The sequence below is a fragment of the Mesorhizobium sp. AA23 genome (assembly GCF_001672435.1).
In the GTDB taxonomy this organism is placed as follows: Bacteria; Pseudomonadota; Alphaproteobacteria; order Rhizobiales; family Rhizobiaceae; genus Mesorhizobium.
Window position 1 is genome coordinate 65,145 of record NZ_LYTP01000032.1, and the last position, 16,764, is coordinate 81,908.

Below are 16,764 nucleotides of genomic sequence, written 5' to 3' on the forward strand. Positions count from 1 at the left end.
GGCTACTTCATGCCTGCGCCACCAGCCAGTCCCTGACCTTGCGCGCGTTGTCGCTGAGCTCGCGGTTCTTCGGCCAGATGACGTGGAAGCCGATGCCGGTCCTCATCACATGGTCGGTCACGGGCACCAGCAGCCCTGATGCCACCAGCCGCTCGACCAGATGCCGCCAGCCAAGCGAGATGCCTTGCCCTTCCATCACCGCCTGGATCACCAGGGCATAGTCGTTGATGCGCAGGCCGCGCTCGGCATTGCGCAGGCTGGTTCCGGCCGACGCGAACCATTCGTCCCAGTTCGGCGCCTCGCGATAGGGCTCCTCGAGATGGATCAGCCGGTGCGTTGCCAGTTCCTCGACCGTCTTCGGCATGCCGAATTTGGCGAGATAGCTCGGTCCCGCGACGGGGAAGATCTCTTCGTCGGACAGCGACAGCGAGTGATAGTCCGGCCAGTCGCGCGGCACACCGCCGCGCACGCCGAGCGGAATACCCTCGGCAATGATGTCGAGGTCGCGGTCGGCGGTCTGGATGCGCAGGTCGATGCCCGGCAGTTGGTCGCGGAACTGCTGCAGGCGCGGCATCATCCAGAACGAGCCGAAGGCGGTCGAGGCCGCAAGGGTGACATGGCCGCCGGTCGCCTGCAGGCGAAGGTCCTCGGCAGATTTGCGGATATGCGACAGCCCCAGCGAGACGTCCGCGTGGAAGCGCTCGCCGGCCTCGGTCAGGAGCACCTGGCGGTGGCGGCGCTGAAACAGCTTGGCGCCGAGCTGTTCCTCCAGTCCGCGCACCGCATAGGATACGGCCGCCTGGGTCATGCCGAGCTCGCGCCCGGCGGCGGTGAAGCTCGACAGCCGGCCTGCCGCCTCGAAGACGACGAGGCTGCCGGCCGAGGGCAGGAGGTGGCGTAGGCTTCGCATAAGCGCAGCTTATACAAGAGATCAGGATTTTCCAGCGTCACATCCATATTTCGTGTCGCTAACTTGGTCGGGCGGGATGAAGGAGACAACATGAACGCACCGGCCGCTGAATTGACTGAGCCGACCCACCGTCGCGGCGGCGGCCGCCTTGGGCGCAAGGCGCTGAGAAGCGCGCCGGTCGCGTCTTTCCCGACGCTCGTTCGCCAGATTCCGGCCTATGAGATCGTGCCCGACGAGGCGGTGGAGCTGATCCACGAGGAGTCGCTCAAAATCCTCGAGGAGGTTGGCTGCGAGTTCCGCGACGACGAAGCGATCGCGCTCTGGAAGGCGGCGGGCGCCGACGTCAAGGACACACGCGTCCGCATCGATCGCGCGCTGCTGATGGAGCTTGTCTCGAAGGTCCCGCCGGAATTCACGCTCAATGCGCGCAACCCCGAGCGTACGGTTCGCGTCGGCGGCAAGAACTCGATCTTCGTGCCGATGTATGGCGCGCCCTATGTGCGCGACCTCGACAACAAGCGGCGCTACGGCACGCTGAACGACCTCAACAATTTCCACAAGCTCGCCTACATGGCGCCGGCGCTGCATTCGTCGAGCTCGATCATCTGCGAGCCGATGGAGATCCCGGTGCCGAAGCGGCACCTCCACATCATTCATTCCGCGCTCAAGCACTCCGACAAGCCGTTCATGGGCATCGTGACGTCGAAGGAGCGGGCCGAAGACACGATGGCGATGGCTGCGATCGTGTTCGGCGAGGAGTTCGTGCGCGACAATCCGGTGCTGGTGGCGATCACCAATTGCAATTCGCCGCTGGTGTGGGACGCCACCATGCTTGACGCGATGCGGGTCTATGCCCGCCACAACCAGCCGCTGATCCTGGCACCCTTCGCGCTCTGCGGCGCCTCGACCTCGGCCTCCGCCGTCGGCGCGGTCGCGCAGGTCAATGCCGAGGCGCTGGCAGGCGTCGCATTCACCCAACTGATCCGCCCCGGCTCGCCGCAGATCTATGGCCAGTTCATGGTGACCGTCGACATGAAGACCGGCGCCCCGATGGGGGGCACGCCGGAGGCCGCGCAGATGATGTATCTGATGGGTGCGCTGGCGCGGAAATACAAACTGCCGTGGCGCACCTCGGGCTTCCACGTCGGCTCCAAGCTCAACGACGCCCAGGCCGGCTACGAGGCGAACATGCTTATGCATGCCGCGATCCTCGCCGGCGCCAATTACATCTGGCACTCCGCCGGCTGGCTTGAAGCCGGCCTTACCTGCGGCTATTCGAAATTCGCCACCGACTGCGAACAACTCGTCGGTTGGTACAAATATGCCGGCGGCGTCCCCTTCGACGATTTCAAGGAAGCCATGGCGGCGATCCGCGAGGTCGGCCCGCAAGGGCATTTTCTCGGCACGCAGCACACGCTCGAGCATTTCGAGCGCGCCTTCTTCATGCCGAGCATCATGGATTTCAACTCCTTCGAGCAATGGAGCGCCGAAGGCGCTAAGGATCACGACACGCGCGGCCTCGAAAAGGCGCGCAACATGCTCGCCGACTATCAGGAGCCGAAGCTCGACGAAGGCATCGCCGAAGGTCTCAAAGATTTGATCGCGCGGCGCGAGGAAAAGCTGCCTGATACCGTTATTTGACAAAATATGGGCAAAGGCCGTCTGCAATCGTGACTGACAGCAAGCCAATGGCTCAGCCAGCGCGCACCTTACCGTTCGCCAGGTGTTTCTGAAGCGATTGACAGGCGTTCATAATATGATCGTAGACCAACTTTGCGGCCTGTTCGGTCTCGCCAGCGCGGCAGGCGGCCAGGATTTCGCGATGTTCTCGATCCGCAAGCTCATGACCGCCGGAAATCGTCAGCTGAACTCGCAGATAGCGCTCGATGCGATCGTTAACCGACCGGATCATGCGGAGCAGATATGGTCGCCCGGCGTCTAGATAAAGACTGGAATGGAACTCCCAATTTAGTTCCGCCCAGCGGCCGACGTCGGTTTCCTTCGCAAAGGAGTCGCAACTTGCTTGCGCTTTATCGAAGGTCTTCTCGTTCATGTGAGGAAGGGAAAGCCGAATTGCGTTCGATTCCAGCATGGCTCGGACCTCGAAAATCTGCACGATCTCCGGTTCCGACATGCTGGCGACAATTGCGCCCTTGTTTCGCTGAAATGCCACGAATCCCTCTGCCTCGAGCCGCTTCAAAGCTTCGCGCACCGGAATCTTGCTGATGTTGAACATGCGGGCGACGTCGTCTTGCCTGATCGGTTCGCCCTCATCAAGCGACCCGGATATGATTGCTCCGCGGATGAACTTCAAAACCACGTCGGAAGCGGTGGGGGCGGCACCCAAATCGGGAATGTCAGCAAATGCAAATGGCACGTGTAGAGTCTCCGCACGGAGCGTCAGATCTGCAAACATAGATATCGTAGACGATGTTCGCGATCAAATACGCTCGCGATTCTGCTCAACCCGAGTGTCTGCATGGCCTGAGATGCCGTCCGGCGTGGGCTCTTTTGAGCCCGGCCGATCAGCAGCGACTGGCGCATTTCCCCTCAATCGAGCCTTGACGAGAGCCGAAGATCGTATACGATATCCAATCGGAAGCCGCGGCTCTGGGGACTCCCGAATGCGAAGCACGAAAGTCATCCATGTTGTTTCCTGCCACGCGGAGGGCGAAGTCGGGGATGTCATCGTTGGCGGAGTTTCTCCTCCGCCGGGAGACACCGTCTGGGACCAGCGCAAATGGATCGCAGAAGACAACGGACTTCGTAACTTCGTTCTCAACGAACCGCGCGGCGGCGTCTTCCGGCACGTCAACCTTCTGGTCCCTCCGAAGCATCCCGATGCGCAGATGGCTTGGATCATAATGGAACCGGAGGATACACCCCCGATGTCCGGTTCCAATTCGATCTGCGTGTCGACGGTAATTCTGGACACCGGGATCATCCCCATGCAGGAGCCGGTAACCGAAATGGTGCTCGAGGCGCCGGGCGGTCTGGTACGCGTGCGGGCCGACTGTGCCGGAGGAAAAGCCCAGCGCATCACGGTCGAAAACGTACCATCATTCGCCAACAGGGTCGGTGTGCCGCTTGAGGTCGATGGCCTCGGTACCATCACGGTCGACACGGCCTATGGAGGCGACAGTTTCGTCGTCGTGGACGCACCTGCCCTAGGGTTAGCGCTTGAAACCGACGAGGCTCGTGATCTCGCCGAACTTGGGGTGCGCATCACCGATGCGGCCAATCGACAAATGGCGTTCTCCCACCCTGAGCGTCCCGATTGGCGCCACCATTCGTTCTGTCTTTTTGCCGGCGCCATCACCCAGGATGGCAACCGCCTCCGCGCAAAATCGGTCGTTTCGATAAAACCTGGCAAGCTCGACCGATCGCCGACCGGAACGGCGGTGTCGGCCCGCATGGCGCTCTTGCACGCGAAGGGTCAAATGACAGCCGAGGATTGGTTCACCGGTGTGTCCATCATCGGGTCAGAATTTCACGGCAAGATTCTCGGCACCACGGAGGTTGTCGGTATGCCCGCAATACGCCCCCAGATCAGCGGTCGCGGTTGGATCACCGGCATCCATCAGCACATGCTGGATCCTGAAGATCCTTGGCCGGCGGGCTATCGCGTGGCGGACACCTGGCCGATGAAGCGTGCGAAGGTGTGAAGGTGGTTCTTCGCCCGGCATCTTTCTCCAGCTCATGCCCCGAGAAGCTTGACGCTCAACAAGGCTCGTATACGATATTCGAAATGCCGCAGGATGGGGCGAGTTCTCACTATCTCAGGCAAGGCAGCGTCTGGACGCACGCTCACGCTGCAGGCGCCATCTACAGCTGAAAAAAGTGCACCAGGATGGCCAATGTTTCGCAACATGGGAGGAAAAAATGACAATCTTCAAAAGCAACGGTGATCGCGTTCCTGCCGCCATCGAGGCGATGGCTAAAGAAGCGCGCGCGGGCCGCGTGGACCGGCGCGAATTCCTGGCGCTGGCAAGCGCCTTCGGCGCGTCGACGGCGTTCGCCTATGGCATGATCGGCCTTGCCGCGCCGACAAAAGCCCTGGCGCAAGAGCCGAAGAAAGGCGGAACGCTGCATGTCGCGATGTCGGTCAAGGCGCAGAAGGACCCGCGCACGTATGACTGGACCGAGATGGCGAACGTCACCCGCACCTGGCTAGAGCCGCTCGTGCGCTACACGCACCAGTTCACTTTCGAGCCGGTGCTGCTCGAAAGCTGGGACGTCAACGACGACGCCACCGAATACACGCTGCATCTGCGCAAAGGCGTCACCTGGAACAACGGCGATGCCTTCAACGCCGATGACGTCGTCTTCAACCTCAATCGCTGGTGCGAGAAGGGGGCTTCCGGCAATTCCATGGCCGCCCGCGTCGGCGCGCTGGTCGACGCCAAGACCGGCAAGGCAAGGGATGGCGCGATCACCAAGGTCGACGACCATACGGTCAAGCTGAAGCTGTCCGAGGCCGATATCGCGATTATCCCGGGTTTCACGGACTATCCGGCGCTGGTCGTGCATCGCAACTTCGACAAGGACGGCGCCGATCCGATCAAGAAGCCGATCGGCACCGGGGCTTTCGAGCTGGTGTCTTACGATGTCGGCCAGAAAGCCGTGGTCAAGCGCCGCGAGAACGGCAAGTGGTGGGGTGGCGAAGCGCCGCTCGACGGGGTCGAGTTCATCGACTACGGCACCGACTTCAACGCCACGCTGAATGCCTTCGATTCCGGCGAGATCGACCTCGATTTCGAGACGCCGGCCGACTTCATCGACCCCCTCGACAAGATGGAGCTGGTGAAATCGGAAGTCGCGACGGCGACCACGCTCGTTGCGCGCACCAACATCACCCACAAGCCTTACGATGACAAACGAGTGCGCAATGCGCTGCAGATGGCCGTCGACAACAACCAGGTCATGCAGCTCGGCTACGCCGGCCGCGGCACGGTCGGCGAAAACCATCATGTCAGCCCGATCCATCCGGAATATTACCCGCTGCCGAAGAAGGAACGGGACGCGGCGGGCGCCAAGAAGCTGATGGCCGACGCCGGGCAGGCCGACTTCGAGCACGAACTGATCACCGTCGAGGACGAATGGCAGAAGAACACCGGCGACGCGATTGCCGGCCAGTTGCGCGATGCCGGCATCAAGGTGAAGCGCACGGTGCTGCCCGGTTCGACCTTCTGGAACGACTGGACGAAATATCCTTATTCCATGACCATCTGGTACATGCGCCCGCTCGGCGTGCAGGTGCTGGCGCTGGGCTATCGCACCGGCGAGGCCTGGAACGAGACCGCGTTCTCGAACCCGGATTTCGACGCCAAGCTCAAGGAGGCGCTGTCGCAGATCGACGTCGCCAAGCGCAAGGAGGTGATGAAGGACGTCGAGCAGATCCTGCAGGACTCCGGCGTCATCATCCAGCCGTTCTGGCAGAAGCTCTACTGCCACATGAACAAGAAGGTGAAGAACTACGCCATGCACCAGACCTATCAAATGGACTTCCAGAACGTCTGGCTGGAAGCTTAAGGCGCGCAGCGCAAGGACTTCATGCGCCGCGAAAAAGCCGATATGCAGGATGCGTGGTGGTGATCGTGCCACCACGCCGCCGACCATCCGGAGATCCTGCATGAGACCGATGATGCTGGCAGTTGCCATCTCGATCGCCTTGCCTGCCGCGGCACTCGCCGGGCCGGCTTCCAACGCCGTGAAGTTCTTCTATGTGCCTGAAGTGAAGTTCGAGGCGGACGCGAAATACCGCGACCGCTTCACCGAGCCGGTCACCAAGCTCTTCGAAGCCAACGACAAGGCCCGCAAGGAGAAGCCCGACGAGGTATCCTGCATCGACTTCGACCCAGGCCTCGACGCCCAGGATTTCGACCAGAAGACCGTGTCGAAGACGCTGAAGCTTGCCGAGGCCGTCAATGGCGACACCGCCGAGGTGACGGCAAGCTTCAATCTTTTCCCGGAAGGCGATGACTCCAAACGCGAAATGGTGTGGTCGCTGAAGAAAGTGGACGGCAAGTGGAAGATCGCCGACATCACCTCCAAAACCAGCGACTGGACGCTCAGCGCGCTGGAATGCGGCTCCTCGACGGAGTGACGCCGTGCTTCGGCGTCTGGTCCTCGCGCTGTCGAGCTTGTCGATGCTGACCGCGGGGCTGAACGGCGGCGCCTACGGGCAAGGACTGTTCGGCTCGCCGCCGCCGAACGCGTCCTCTGGCGACAATGCGCCGGCGATCGAGAAGTCGGCGCCGGCCACAACGCCTGAAAGCAAGCCGGCCGAACCGGCGCCAGCTGCGCCCGTCCTGCCCGGATCGCCGACGGCGGTGGTGAAGCCCTTCTACGAGCATCTCGGGCTGGAATTGGACCCCAGCCAGCGCAAGAACTTCAGCGATCCGGCGAAGAGCGTACTCGACAAAGCCGACGCGCTGCGCGCCTCGGGTCAGGGCGAGTGCCTCGATCCCAACATGGCGCTCGACAATGCCGATTACGACAAGCTCGCCATCGACAAGAGCCTGCGCACCATCGAAGCGATCAATGGTGACGAGGCCAAGGTGGTGGTCGTCTTCGTCGTCGAAGGCCACCAGCACCGTCTCGAATGGAAGCTGAAGAAGGTCGGCGGCGACTGGAAGATCTCCGACCTCCTGTCGGTCACCGGCGAATGGGCGCTCAGCCAGTACCAGTGCGAATGATGAAGTCGCGGTCAGGGCATCACAGATGAAACTCCGTGCTATCCTTGCGGCGGCGATTATCGGACTTTGCGCGGCCGACTGGGCGGCTGGAACAACGCTGATCGCCCGCGGGCTCCGTCAGAACTTGACGGCGCCGAGCGAGGTGCCCGTCGAGCGCGTCGTGCTCAACCAGGCTGGTGCGCCCGAACTTGTCGGTTGGGTGATTGGTCGAAAGGACAGTTGCGGTGCGATCGTCCTGTTGCACGGGCGCGGCGCCAACAGGCTAGCGATGCTGCAACGCGCAAAACTGCTATCCGATAGCGGCTATTCGGTTGCCCTGTTCGATCTGTCGGGGCACGGCGAGAGCGGCGGAACCGTACAAGGCTTCGGCTACTTTGAAGGGCAGGACGCTGTCCGCATCCTGACATATGCCCGACAGCGCTTCCCCGGGCAAAAGATCGGCGCCGTGGGATCCTCGCTGGGAGCGGCAGCCTTTGTCTTTGCTGCACCGAAGGCGATCGCCGATGCCTACGTGCTGGAACAGCTCTACGCGACATTGCGCGAGACGACGGCTCGTCGAATGCCGTTCAGCATGCTGCGTAGCCTCCAAGCGGATGTCCTTCTGGCGCAGATGCCGCTTCGGCTCGGAATAAGCGCCGACGATGTCAGGCCGGTCGACCGCCTCGGCAAAATCGGCAAGCCGTTACTCTTGCTCGCCGGCGGCGAGGATCCCTTTATAGACCACGGGCAGGTAATGGCGCTGAAAAAAGCCGCTGCCTCGCAATTGGTCTGGTTCAACGGCGCCGGTCATGTCGATCTGTTGCGCCACGACCAGCAACGCTATCGCATTTCGGTCGTTCCGTTTCTTGCGACCAACCTGTGCCGAACCAATGCGGCCGGCCATGTCTGATGGCCGCTCGATAAACTCACCCGCGCCCGCGATATGGCGCGACCCCGGTGTCGGGCAGCCAGGCGCCTTCGGGCGGCGCGCCGGTCTGCCAGAAGACGTCGATGGGGATGCCGCCCCGCGGGAACCAGTAGCCGCCGACGCGCAGCCAGAGCGGCTTGGTCGCTTCGACGATGCGGCGGCCGATCATGACGGTGCATTCCTCGTGAAAGGCGCCATGGTTGCGGAACGAGGTCATGAACAGCTTCAGCGACTTCGATTCCACCAGCGTCTTGTCGGGCGCGTAGTCGATGACGATGTGGGCGAAGTCGGGCTGGCCGGTGACCGGGCAGAGCGAGGTGAATTCCGGGCAGGTGAAGCGCACGATCGCGGGCGGGCCGTCGCCTCGCTCGAACGGCACGGTTTCCAGGACTGCCTGTTCGGGACTCTGCGGCGTCTCGACGTGTTTGCCGAGCTGGGTCAGGTTTTTGGCGTCGGTCATCGATGGCTCCTCGCTGCCGCCGATGATTGCAAGGGCGGCAGGTGCAATCAGTTGAAAGTGCGCCGCGATCGAACGGACCCGGCGTGTTTGGCGGCTCATTAGCATTGGAGCGAAAGCCGCGCAGCGGTTTTCGGATGAATCCGATGCGTGAAATGGAAGCGGGAGCAGCTCCCGCGCAATTTTGATACGGCAGGAAGACGATGACCAGCAACGACCCGCTTCTCCAACCTTATCAGCTCAAGCACCTGACGCTGAAGAACCGGGTGATGTCGACCAGCCATGAGCCGGCTTACTCCGAGGACGGCATGCCGAAGGAGCGCTACCGGCTCTACCACGCCGAGAAGGCCAACGGCGGCATGGCGCTGACGATGACAGCGGGCTCTGCCATCGTGTCACGCGACAGCCCGGCCGCCTTCGGCAACCTGCATGTCTATGACGACGCCATCGTGCCGTGGCTCGCCGAACTTGCGGATGCCTGTCATGAGCATGACTGCAAGGTCATGATCCAGATCACCCATCTCGGTCGCCGCACCGGCTGGAACAAGGCCGACTGGCTGCCGGTGCTTTCCGCCTCGCCGGTGCGCGAGCCGGCGCATCGCGCCTTTCCCAAGACCATCGAGGACTGGGACATCCAGCGCATCGTTGCCGATTATGCTTCCGCCGCCCAGCGCTGCCAGGCGGCCGGCCTCGACGGCATCGAATTCGAATCCTACGGCCATCTGATGGACGGCTTCTGGTCGCCGGCCACCAACCATCGCGACGATGATTTCGGCGGCTCGCTCGAAAACCGGCTGCGCTTCACCAACATGGTGCTGGATGCGGTTCGCGCCGCGGTCGGCGAGAAATTCGTCGTCGGCATCCGCATGGTCGCCGACGAGGATTTCGAAAAAGGCCTGTCGAAGGACGAGGGCGTCGAGATCGCGAAACGTCTGGCTGGCTCCGGCAAGGTCGATTTCCTCAACATCATCCGCGGCTCGATCGAGACCGACGCGGCGCTGACCAAGGTCATCCCGGTGACCGGAATGCGCTCGTCGCCGCATCTCGATTTCGCCGGCGAGGTGAGGGCGGCGACGAAATTCCCGACTTTCCACGCGGCGCGGATCTCCGATGTCGCCACGGCGCGTCATGCGATCGCCTCCGGCAAGCTCGACATGGTCGGCATGACGCGCGCCCACATCGCCGATCCGCATATCATCAGGAAAGTAATGGAAGGGCGCGAGCACGAGATCCGGCCTTGCGTCGGCGCCACCTACTGCCTCGATCGCATCTATGAAGGCGGTGAGGCGCTCTGCGTCCACAACGCCGCCACCGGCCGCGAAGCGACGATCCCGCATGTCATCGCGAAAAGCGAAGGGCCGAAGAGGCGGGTGGTGGTCGTCGGAGCCGGGGCGGGTGGTCTGGAAGCGGCGCGCGTCGCCGCCGAACGCGGCCATCAGGTGACGGTCCTCGAAGCGTCCAGCCAGGCCGGCGGCCAGGTGCGGCTAGCGACGCAAAATCCGCGCCGCAAGGAGCTGATCGGCATCATCGACTGGCGGCTTGCCGAGCTCGATCGCCTGGGCGTCGAGATCCGCTACGACACATGGGCCGAAAAAGACGATGTCTTGGCTCTGTTGCCGGATGTGGTGATTGTCGCCACCGGCGGCCTGCCGCAGAACCCGCCGCTGGCAGCGGGCGACAATCTCGTCACCTCGAGCTGGGACATTATGGCCGGCAGCGTCAAGCCGGCCGAGAACGTGCTGCTCTATGACGACAACGGCGGCCATCAGGGCATGGGCGCGGCGGAATTGATTGCCAACAGCGGCTCGAAGCTGGAGCTGGTCTCGCCCGAACGCTTCTTCGCGCCGGAAATGGGCGGCCTGAACCACGTGCCCTATATGCGGGCTTTCCACGAGAAAGGCGTCACCGTCACCATCAACACTCGTCTGCGCTCCGTGCGACGCGAGGGTAACCAACTCATCGCCGAGCTGGCGTCGGACTTCGCCGATGGCTGGCGCGGCGAGCGGCGCGTCGACCAGGTGGTGGTCGAGCATGGCACCGCGCCGCTCGACGATCTCTACCTCGCGCTGAAGCCGCTGTCGAAGAATGGCGGCGCGGTCGACTACGAGCGGCTGGTAAGCGGCGGCGACATTTTTCCGCCGCGCAATCCGGAAGGCGGCTTTGTTCTGTTCCGCATCGGCGACGCAGTCGCCTCGCGCAACATCCACGCCGCTATCTATGACGGCATCAGGTTCGGCATCCGGATCTGAACCTCGGTCCTCCAATGGCCAGGCTAGACCTGACAGATCTTATTTGCAATTTTCGGGCGCGGATTCGGAGGGCTGCAACCGGGGTCGCATAGTCGGGGGCTTGCTTGACCGGAAAAGATCTGTTCGTTCCGCGCCAGACCAATACGGCGCTCTATATCCAATTGCACGAGTCCGGGCACTCGTTGGGCGATCTTCTACGCGTGCAGAAGGCCTATCGCGTGGCATGCGCGATGTTCAACGGCCGCTATCGAAAGTCAGGAACGGCCTTTTATCTGCTATGCGGTAGGCGCCGCCTCGTCTGTGGCGCATTTCGAAAGGGATCTCGATTTCGTCCTCGCGGCGATGTTCCATGCTGCCTATGATAGCGGCCAGTATCCGGACGGCAGGTCCAGCAGGCGCAGCGAGGCGCACCGGAAATGGCTGGAGGCGCGGATCGGGCCGAGGGCTGAAGGCCTCGTCGCCCGCGTCGGCGCCATGAAATTCGACACCGGCGACCCCGAGCGCCTTCTGCAGGAGGGCGTGCCGGCCGGCGATGAGGACATCCTGTTCCTGCAGCTTGCGCACGAGGTCGACGACCTCGCCGACGGCGGCTTGGCATTCGCACCCAAATATTGCCGCTCGATCGAAACGCGGGTCGCGGCCTGCGCCATCTTGGCCAGGCAACTGGGCCGCGAGGATCTCGCCGCGACGATCGAAACATATGGCGGCCGTTATGAAGCGCTTGGCTGGGCGGCAGCGCTTCAGGACGTCAGACTGGAAGGTTTTCGCATCGCGCCGAATATGCGGACCTATATAAAGCTGCGACGGGAAAAACTGCGCGGCGGTTCCGTTGAGGTGATCTGATGCACCGGTGACGGCCGCACCACGGAAACGCACCGGACCTTCAAGGAGAGCCACCTGCCGCGTTGGTCCGGTGCGCCGCGCGCGGCCGCCGGCCTGCACCGGTACCGCGCGAGCCGTTGACGGCTCAGAACATCCTGGCCGTGGCCATGCATAATACGGTGACGACCAGCAGCCCGCCGGCGAGGCGTTCGCCTTTGGTCATTTTCGCGCGCAACTGCGTTTGCGTCGCTGCATCGGCACCGGCCAATCGCCTGCTGGAAGAGGCGACCAGGGCGCCCTGCACGCCGGCGGCGATCAGCGCCATCGCAATGCCCAGCGCCAGCACTATTTCCATCGGGCCGAAAGCGCCTTCGTGGAAGAAATACCAGAGCAGCAGACCGGTCAAGAAGACCATGCCAGGCGCCGAGTTGCGGCCGGATAAAGCGCTCCGCCTTGATCTCCGGATCACGGGCCCGCAATGGTCGTGCCGGCCCAGAAGACGCCGGCCATAACATGCAGGCCGATGACGACGATGTAGACATATTGCATGACTGCATTCCTCTCGTTCGCCCCGCCACCGGTGTGACGCTTTGCCTGTCGGGTTTGCCTATCGGCTGGGTCCGACAACGTTAATAAGACAAAGTTAGATATCTAACAGTTAGATGTCAACGCTTCGTGCGAAGTTTCGCCAACCCGTTGCTTGTTTTAGGGTCCAGCCATGACGCCATTTGATCGCCTGCCCATCGGCATGAATCTCGCGCGCACCGCCAAACTGGTGGCGCAGGCCTTTGACGCTGCCTTGGTGGAGGTCGGCGGAACGCTGCCGGTCTGGGTGACCTTGCTCTCGGTCAAGTCGAAGGAACTGGCCAACCAGCGCGAGCTTGCCGGCATGATCGGCATCCAGGGCGCGACGCTGACGCATCACCTCAACGCCATGGAGGCGCAAGGGCTGCTGACGCGCCGCCGCGATCCGCAGAACCGCAGGGTGCATCAGGTGGCGCTGACCGAAACCGGCGAAGCGCTGTTCGAGAAGTTGCGCCTCGAGGCCGTCGCCTTCGACAAAAGGCTGAGAGCTGGGCTGCCGGACGACCGGCTTGCGGAATTCGCCGAGGTGCTGGCAGCGCTTCGGGCGAATGTGGGAGGTTAAGCCCGGCTGCCCTGCAGCACCTTGAGCTTCGCCTTCTTCGGGCTGCGCGCGGTAAGCCATTCGCGCGCCTTGTCCTGCGGCATCGGGAAGGCGATCGAATAGCCCTGCACCTGGTCGCAGCCGATCGCCATCAGCGAGTCGAGCTCGGCCTCCGTTTCCGCGCCCTCGGCGACGATCGAGATGCCGAGCCCGCGGGCAAGCTCGGTGATGGCGCGCACGATCTTGGTGTTGTCGCCGTTCTCGTTGATGTTCTGGACGAAGCGGCGGTCGATCTTCAGCCGATCGATCTCGTTCGGGTTGACATGGCTGAGTGAAGCATAGCCCGTGCCGAAATCGTCGAGCTCGAGATGGACGCCCGCCGCGCGGATATGCCTGAGCTTGGCGGCGATGCCGGTCTTCTCGTCATCGAGGATGACGGATTCAACGATTTCCAGCGACAGCTTCTGCGGCGCAAGCCCTGCCCGCTCCAGCGTTCCGAACAGGAAATTGTCGAAATCCGGCTCGCGCAGCTCGGTGCCCGAGACATTGACGGCGATGCGTCCGAAATCGATGCCGGCGCGATCCCATTCGGCGGCTTCGTTGATCGCCTTGCTGATGACGATGCGGCCGATATCCGGCATGAAGCCGCACTTCTCCGCCACCGGGATGAATTCGCCGGGCGAGATCATGCCGCGCGTGGCGTGCTTCCAGCGCACCAGTGCTTCGATACCGCTGATCTTGCCGCTGGTGAGCGACACTTGAGGCTGGAAATAGACCTCGAAGGTCTTTTCCGCGATCGCCGTGCGGATGTCCTGCTCGAGCTGCTTGCGGTAGTCGAGCTCGCGCCGCAGCTCTTCGGAGAAGAAGGAGAAGCTGCCGCCGCCGAGCTTCTTGGCCGAATAGAGGGCGAGATCGGCATGGACGAGCAGGTCCTGTGCGTTGTCGGCGTCGACTGGATAGACGGCGATGCCGGCGCTGGCGCCAGGCATTATGGTCGTGCCCTGGAAGGTGATCGGCTCGTTGATGTTGGCGATGATGCGCTTGGCCAGTGCATGGATGTCCTCGGTGCTGCCGGCGCCGTTGAGGATCATCACGAACTCGTCGCCGCCCAGACGGGCGCAAAGATCCGATGCGCGGCAGGAATCGCGCATGCGTTGCGCGGTGACGACAAGCACATAGTCGCCCGCCGCGTGCCCCAGCGTGTCGTTGATCTGCTTGAAGCGGTCGAGGTCGAGTTGGATCACCGCCAGCCGCTCGCGGCGACGATGCGCGCCCTTGATCAGCGTGTCGAAATGATCGGTGAGGAAGGTGCGGTTGTGCAAGCCGGTCAGGCCGTCATGCACGGCGATGAAGGCCATCGAATTGCGGGCGTCGACCAGTTCATGCGTCTTGCGCAGGATGGCCTTGGACATCGGCCGGAAGATGAATAGCGCGACCAGCACGATGACGCCGATGGTGGCAAAGAACAGCGTGCGGTGCAGGCTGAGCATCTCATCCGACCGCTCGGTGGCGAAGGCGCTGATGCGCTGGCCGAGCGCGGCATAGCCGGACAAAGTCGCATTGGCGACGGAGGCGTCGAGGCCGACGCGCTCGCCGCCGCCCTTATAGCCGTCGCTTTGCATGCCGAGCTGGGATGCAAATGATGAAACCAGTCGATCGCCGTTGGCGATAAGGCCGACCGAGAAATAGTCGAGATGGAACGGCTTGCTGAACAGCACATATTCGATCGATTGCGGATCGTTGCGCGCCGGCGATAGCGGATCGGCGCCGGTCTCCTTGAGCAGCCGGTCGTAATTGGTCTCGAACTCGCCCGTTGCCTGCTTGAGCGCGGTGACCAGCGCCGGCTGCTTGTCGCGCGGGGCGGCACCGGTCGCGCTGGCCAGGAAAACGATGCGCTGCGACAGCGCTTTCTGCGTGGAGACGATGTTGAGCAGTGCGTCATTGTGCTGCTGCTGCGCCATCAACTGCTGCAGCAGGATGAAGGAAGCCATCACCATGGCGGCGATGATCAGCAAGGCCAGCCAGTAGCCGCTCTTGATCAGCAGAATCAGCTTGCGCGAAACGCTGTGCACCGGCTGCTGCGACATAACTGAGTGACCCCTCCCGATCGACGGATTCCTGCCATGAATATGCGGCGCCAGAACCCTTGACGTGAAAGGGTTAACAGCTCGGCAAACCGGCACGGTGCCGGAGCCGGCGGCGCGACAAAGCTGACAGGATGGTTATTATGTCCTTTCGCAGATCGTCGCATTTGAAGACATCCTTGTCCGGCTGCGCTGAAGGAGCTGCGGCGCGGCTTGCACAACGCCACCGAAGCGGTCGTTTTTGCGATGGATTTTTCTTGTCCGCAGCGCGACAGTCCGCATCAAACAAAATAGGGCCATACGATGAGCGCAGCGTTTCTCTCCCACATCGACAACGAGCTTGAAGGCCTGAAATCGGCCGGGCTCTACAAGTCCGAGCGGGTGATTTCCTCCACGCAGTCGGCACTGATCGAGGTTGCCGGCCAGAAGGTGCTGAATTTCTGCGCCAACAACTATCTCGGCCTCGCCGACAGCCCCGAGCTGCGCGATGCGGCGAAGCAGGCGCTCGACCGCTACGGCTACGGCATGGCGTCGGTGCGCTTCATCTGCGGCACCCAGGAAGAACACAAAGAGCTCGAAGCCACCATCTCATCCTTCCTTGGCATGGACGACACCATTCTCTACGGCTCCTGCTTCGACGCCAATGGCGGCCTGTTCGAGACGCTGCTCGGCGAGGAGGACGCCGTCATCTCGGACGCGCTGAACCACGCCTCGATCATCGACGGGGTGCGGCTCTCCAAGGCCAAGCGCTTCCGCTACGCCAACAACGACATGGCCGACCTCGAGGCGCGGCTGAAGGAGGCGAAGGACCGCCGCTTCCGGCTGATCGCCACCGACGGCGTGTTCTCGATGGACGGCATCATCGCCAACCTGCAAGGAGTCTGCGAGCTCGCCGAGAAATACGACGCCATGGTCATGGTCGATGACAGCCATGCCGTCGGCTTCGTCGGCAAGAACGGCCGTGGCTCGGCCGAGCACTGCGGCGTCGAGGGCAGGGTGGACATCATCACGGGCACGCTCGGCAAGGCGCTGGGCGGCGCGTCCGGCGGCTATACCGCGGGGAAGAAACAGGTGGTCGACTGGCTGCGTCAGCGCTCGCGGCCCTATCTCTTCTCCAACACGCTGATGCCGGCGATCGCCGGCGCCTCGCTGAAAGTCTTCGAGCTGATCCGCAATGGCGATGCGCTGCGCCGCCGCCTATATGCCAATGCGGAACGCTTCCGGTCTCAAATGGGCAAGCTCGGCTTTACGCTTGCCGGCGCGAATCATCCGATCATCCCGGTAATGCTGGGCGACGCCGCCCTTGCGCAGGAGATGGCGGCTCGCATGCTGAAGCGTGGCATCTACGTCATCGGTTTTTCGTTCCCGGTGGTGCCGAAGGGCCAGGCGCGCATTCGCACCCAGATGTCGGCGGCGCACTCCGGCGCCGATATCGATCGCGCCGTCGAGGCGTTCGGCGAGGTCGGGAAGGAACTGGGTGTAATCGCTTGACGCTACCGCCGGCAATGGAA

Annotated in this window: 15 protein-coding genes; 10 read left to right on the forward strand and 5 right to left on the reverse strand. The window is 62.8% G+C overall.

All coding sequences use genetic code 11. The annotated features are described in order from the left end of the window. Positions 1-7 precede the first annotated feature (7 nt). A complete protein-coding gene (locus A9K66_RS27030) occupies positions 8-910 on the reverse strand; it encodes a LysR substrate-binding domain-containing protein (RefSeq protein WP_067000463.1) in 903 nt (300 codons plus the stop codon). 90 nt (positions 911-1,000) lie between these two features. Between A9K66_RS27030 and A9K66_RS27035 the strand changes: the two genes are divergently transcribed. Beyond that, the gene (locus A9K66_RS27035; protein WP_067330166.1) at positions 1,001-2,551 is read left to right on the forward strand and encodes a trimethylamine methyltransferase family protein; all 1,551 of its coding nucleotides are present in this window, start codon (positions 1,001-1,003) and stop codon (positions 2,549-2,551) included. A 52-nt stretch (positions 2,552-2,603) separates the two neighbouring features. On the opposite strand, the gene A9K66_RS27040 is transcribed toward A9K66_RS27035, so the two are convergent. Then, positions 2,604-3,287, reverse strand: coding sequence for a GntR family transcriptional regulator (locus A9K66_RS27040; RefSeq protein ID WP_067000956.1), 684 nt, complete (start codon positions 3,285-3,287; stop codon positions 2,604-2,606). 247 nt (positions 3,288-3,534) lie between these two features. Between A9K66_RS27040 and A9K66_RS27045 the strand changes: the two genes are divergently transcribed. The 5 genes from A9K66_RS27045 to A9K66_RS27065 all read left to right on the forward strand — a co-directional run bounded on the left by A9K66_RS27045 (position 3,535) and on the right by A9K66_RS27065 (position 8,497). After that, positions 3,535-4,575 carry a proline racemase family protein gene (locus A9K66_RS27045; protein ID WP_067329803.1) on the forward strand — a complete coding sequence of 347 codons (1,041 nt, stop codon included), beginning with the start codon at positions 3,535-3,537 and terminating at the stop codon, positions 4,573-4,575. Between the two features lie 217 nt (positions 4,576-4,792). After that, positions 4,793-6,442: an ABC transporter substrate-binding protein gene (locus tag A9K66_RS27050; RefSeq protein WP_067329806.1), complete on the forward strand. Its 1,650-nt coding sequence runs from the start codon at positions 4,793-4,795 to the stop codon at positions 6,440-6,442. A 100-nt stretch (positions 6,443-6,542) separates the two neighbouring features. Continuing rightward, positions 6,543-7,016 carry a DUF3828 domain-containing protein gene (locus tag A9K66_RS27055; protein WP_067000473.1) on the forward strand — a complete coding sequence of 158 codons (474 nt, stop codon included), beginning with the start codon at positions 6,543-6,545 and terminating at the stop codon, positions 7,014-7,016. 4 nt (positions 7,017-7,020) lie between these two features. Then, the gene (locus tag A9K66_RS27060) at positions 7,021-7,608 is read left to right on the forward strand and encodes a hypothetical protein (protein ID WP_067329810.1); all 588 of its coding nucleotides are present in this window, start codon (positions 7,021-7,023) and stop codon (positions 7,606-7,608) included. A gap of 124 nt (positions 7,609-7,732) precedes the next feature. Next, positions 7,733-8,497: an alpha/beta fold hydrolase gene (locus A9K66_RS27065; RefSeq protein WP_164748338.1), complete on the forward strand. Its 765-nt coding sequence runs from the start codon at positions 7,733-7,735 to the stop codon at positions 8,495-8,497. A gap of 16 nt (positions 8,498-8,513) precedes the next feature. Here A9K66_RS27065 and queF read toward each other — a convergent pair whose 3' ends face one another. Next, entirely contained in the window at positions 8,514-8,975 is a 462-nt protein-coding gene (gene queF / locus A9K66_RS27070; RefSeq protein WP_067330169.1) for a preQ(1) synthase, read from the reverse strand. Positions 8,976-9,175: 200 nt separating this feature from the next. On the opposite strand from queF, the gene A9K66_RS27075 reads away from it, so the two are divergent. Both A9K66_RS27075 and A9K66_RS27080 read left to right on the forward strand, forming a co-directional pair. Then, positions 9,176-11,221 (forward strand): NADH:flavin oxidoreductase, encoded by a 2,046-nt coding sequence (locus A9K66_RS27075; RefSeq protein ID WP_067329815.1) that lies wholly within the window; start codon positions 9,176-9,178, stop codon positions 11,219-11,221. A 300-nt stretch (positions 11,222-11,521) separates the two neighbouring features. Then, positions 11,522-12,064, forward strand: coding sequence for a hypothetical protein (locus tag A9K66_RS27080; RefSeq protein WP_067329818.1), 543 nt, complete (start codon positions 11,522-11,524; stop codon positions 12,062-12,064). 124 nt (positions 12,065-12,188) lie between these two features. On the opposite strand, the gene A9K66_RS27085 is transcribed toward A9K66_RS27080, so the two are convergent. Continuing rightward, positions 12,189-12,458 (reverse strand): hypothetical protein, encoded by a 270-nt coding sequence (locus A9K66_RS27085; protein ID WP_245307707.1) that lies wholly within the window; start codon positions 12,456-12,458, stop codon positions 12,189-12,191. 303 nt (positions 12,459-12,761) lie between these two features. On the opposite strand from A9K66_RS27085, the gene A9K66_RS27090 reads away from it, so the two are divergent. Continuing rightward, positions 12,762-13,190: a MarR family winged helix-turn-helix transcriptional regulator gene (locus A9K66_RS27090; protein WP_067329821.1), complete on the forward strand. Its 429-nt coding sequence runs from the start codon at positions 12,762-12,764 to the stop codon at positions 13,188-13,190. Here A9K66_RS27090 and A9K66_RS27095 read toward each other — a convergent pair. Beyond that, positions 13,187-15,256 carry an EAL domain-containing protein gene (locus A9K66_RS27095; RefSeq protein WP_067000493.1) on the reverse strand — a complete coding sequence of 690 codons (2,070 nt, stop codon included), beginning with the start codon at positions 15,254-15,256 and terminating at the stop codon, positions 13,187-13,189. The two genes, A9K66_RS27090 and A9K66_RS27095, sit on opposite strands and share 4 nt — an antisense overlap. A 300-nt stretch (positions 15,257-15,556) precedes the next feature. Between A9K66_RS27095 and A9K66_RS27100 the strand changes: the two genes are divergently transcribed. After that, entirely contained in the window at positions 15,557-16,744 is a 1,188-nt protein-coding gene (locus A9K66_RS27100; protein WP_067329823.1) for a glycine C-acetyltransferase, read from the forward strand. Positions 16,745-16,764: the final 20 nt, after the last annotated feature.

Excerpts from the sequence above, each read along its gene's own strand:
- A9K66_RS27030 (WP_067000463.1), bottom strand. The coding sequence starts at position 910 with ATGCGAAGCCTACGCCACCTCCTGCCCTCGGCCGGCAGCCTCGTCGTC.
- A9K66_RS27035 (WP_067330166.1), top strand. The coding sequence starts at position 1,001 with ATGAACGCACCGGCCGCTGAATTGACTGAGCCGACCCACCGTCGCGGC.
- A9K66_RS27045 (WP_067329803.1), top strand. The coding sequence starts at position 3,535 with ATGCGAAGCACGAAAGTCATCCATGTTGTTTCCTGCCACGCGGAGGGC.
- A9K66_RS27050 (WP_067329806.1), top strand. The coding sequence starts at position 4,793 with ATGACAATCTTCAAAAGCAACGGTGATCGCGTTCCTGCCGCCATCGAG.
- A9K66_RS27055 (WP_067000473.1), top strand. The coding sequence starts at position 6,543 with ATGAGACCGATGATGCTGGCAGTTGCCATCTCGATCGCCTTGCCTGCC.
- queF (WP_067330169.1), bottom strand. The coding sequence starts at position 8,975 with ATGACCGACGCCAAAAACCTGACCCAGCTCGGCAAACACGTCGAGACG.
- A9K66_RS27075 (WP_067329815.1), top strand. The coding sequence starts at position 9,176 with ATGACCAGCAACGACCCGCTTCTCCAACCTTATCAGCTCAAGCACCTG.
- A9K66_RS27085 (WP_245307707.1), bottom strand. The coding sequence starts at position 12,458 with ATGGTCTTCTTGACCGGTCTGCTGCTCTGGTATTTCTTCCACGAAGGC.
- A9K66_RS27090 (WP_067329821.1), top strand. The coding sequence starts at position 12,762 with ATGACGCCATTTGATCGCCTGCCCATCGGCATGAATCTCGCGCGCACC.
- A9K66_RS27095 (WP_067000493.1), bottom strand. The coding sequence starts at position 15,256 with ATGTCGCAGCAGCCGGTGCACAGCGTTTCGCGCAAGCTGATTCTGCTG.
- A9K66_RS27100 (WP_067329823.1), top strand. The coding sequence starts at position 15,557 with ATGAGCGCAGCGTTTCTCTCCCACATCGACAACGAGCTTGAAGGCCTG.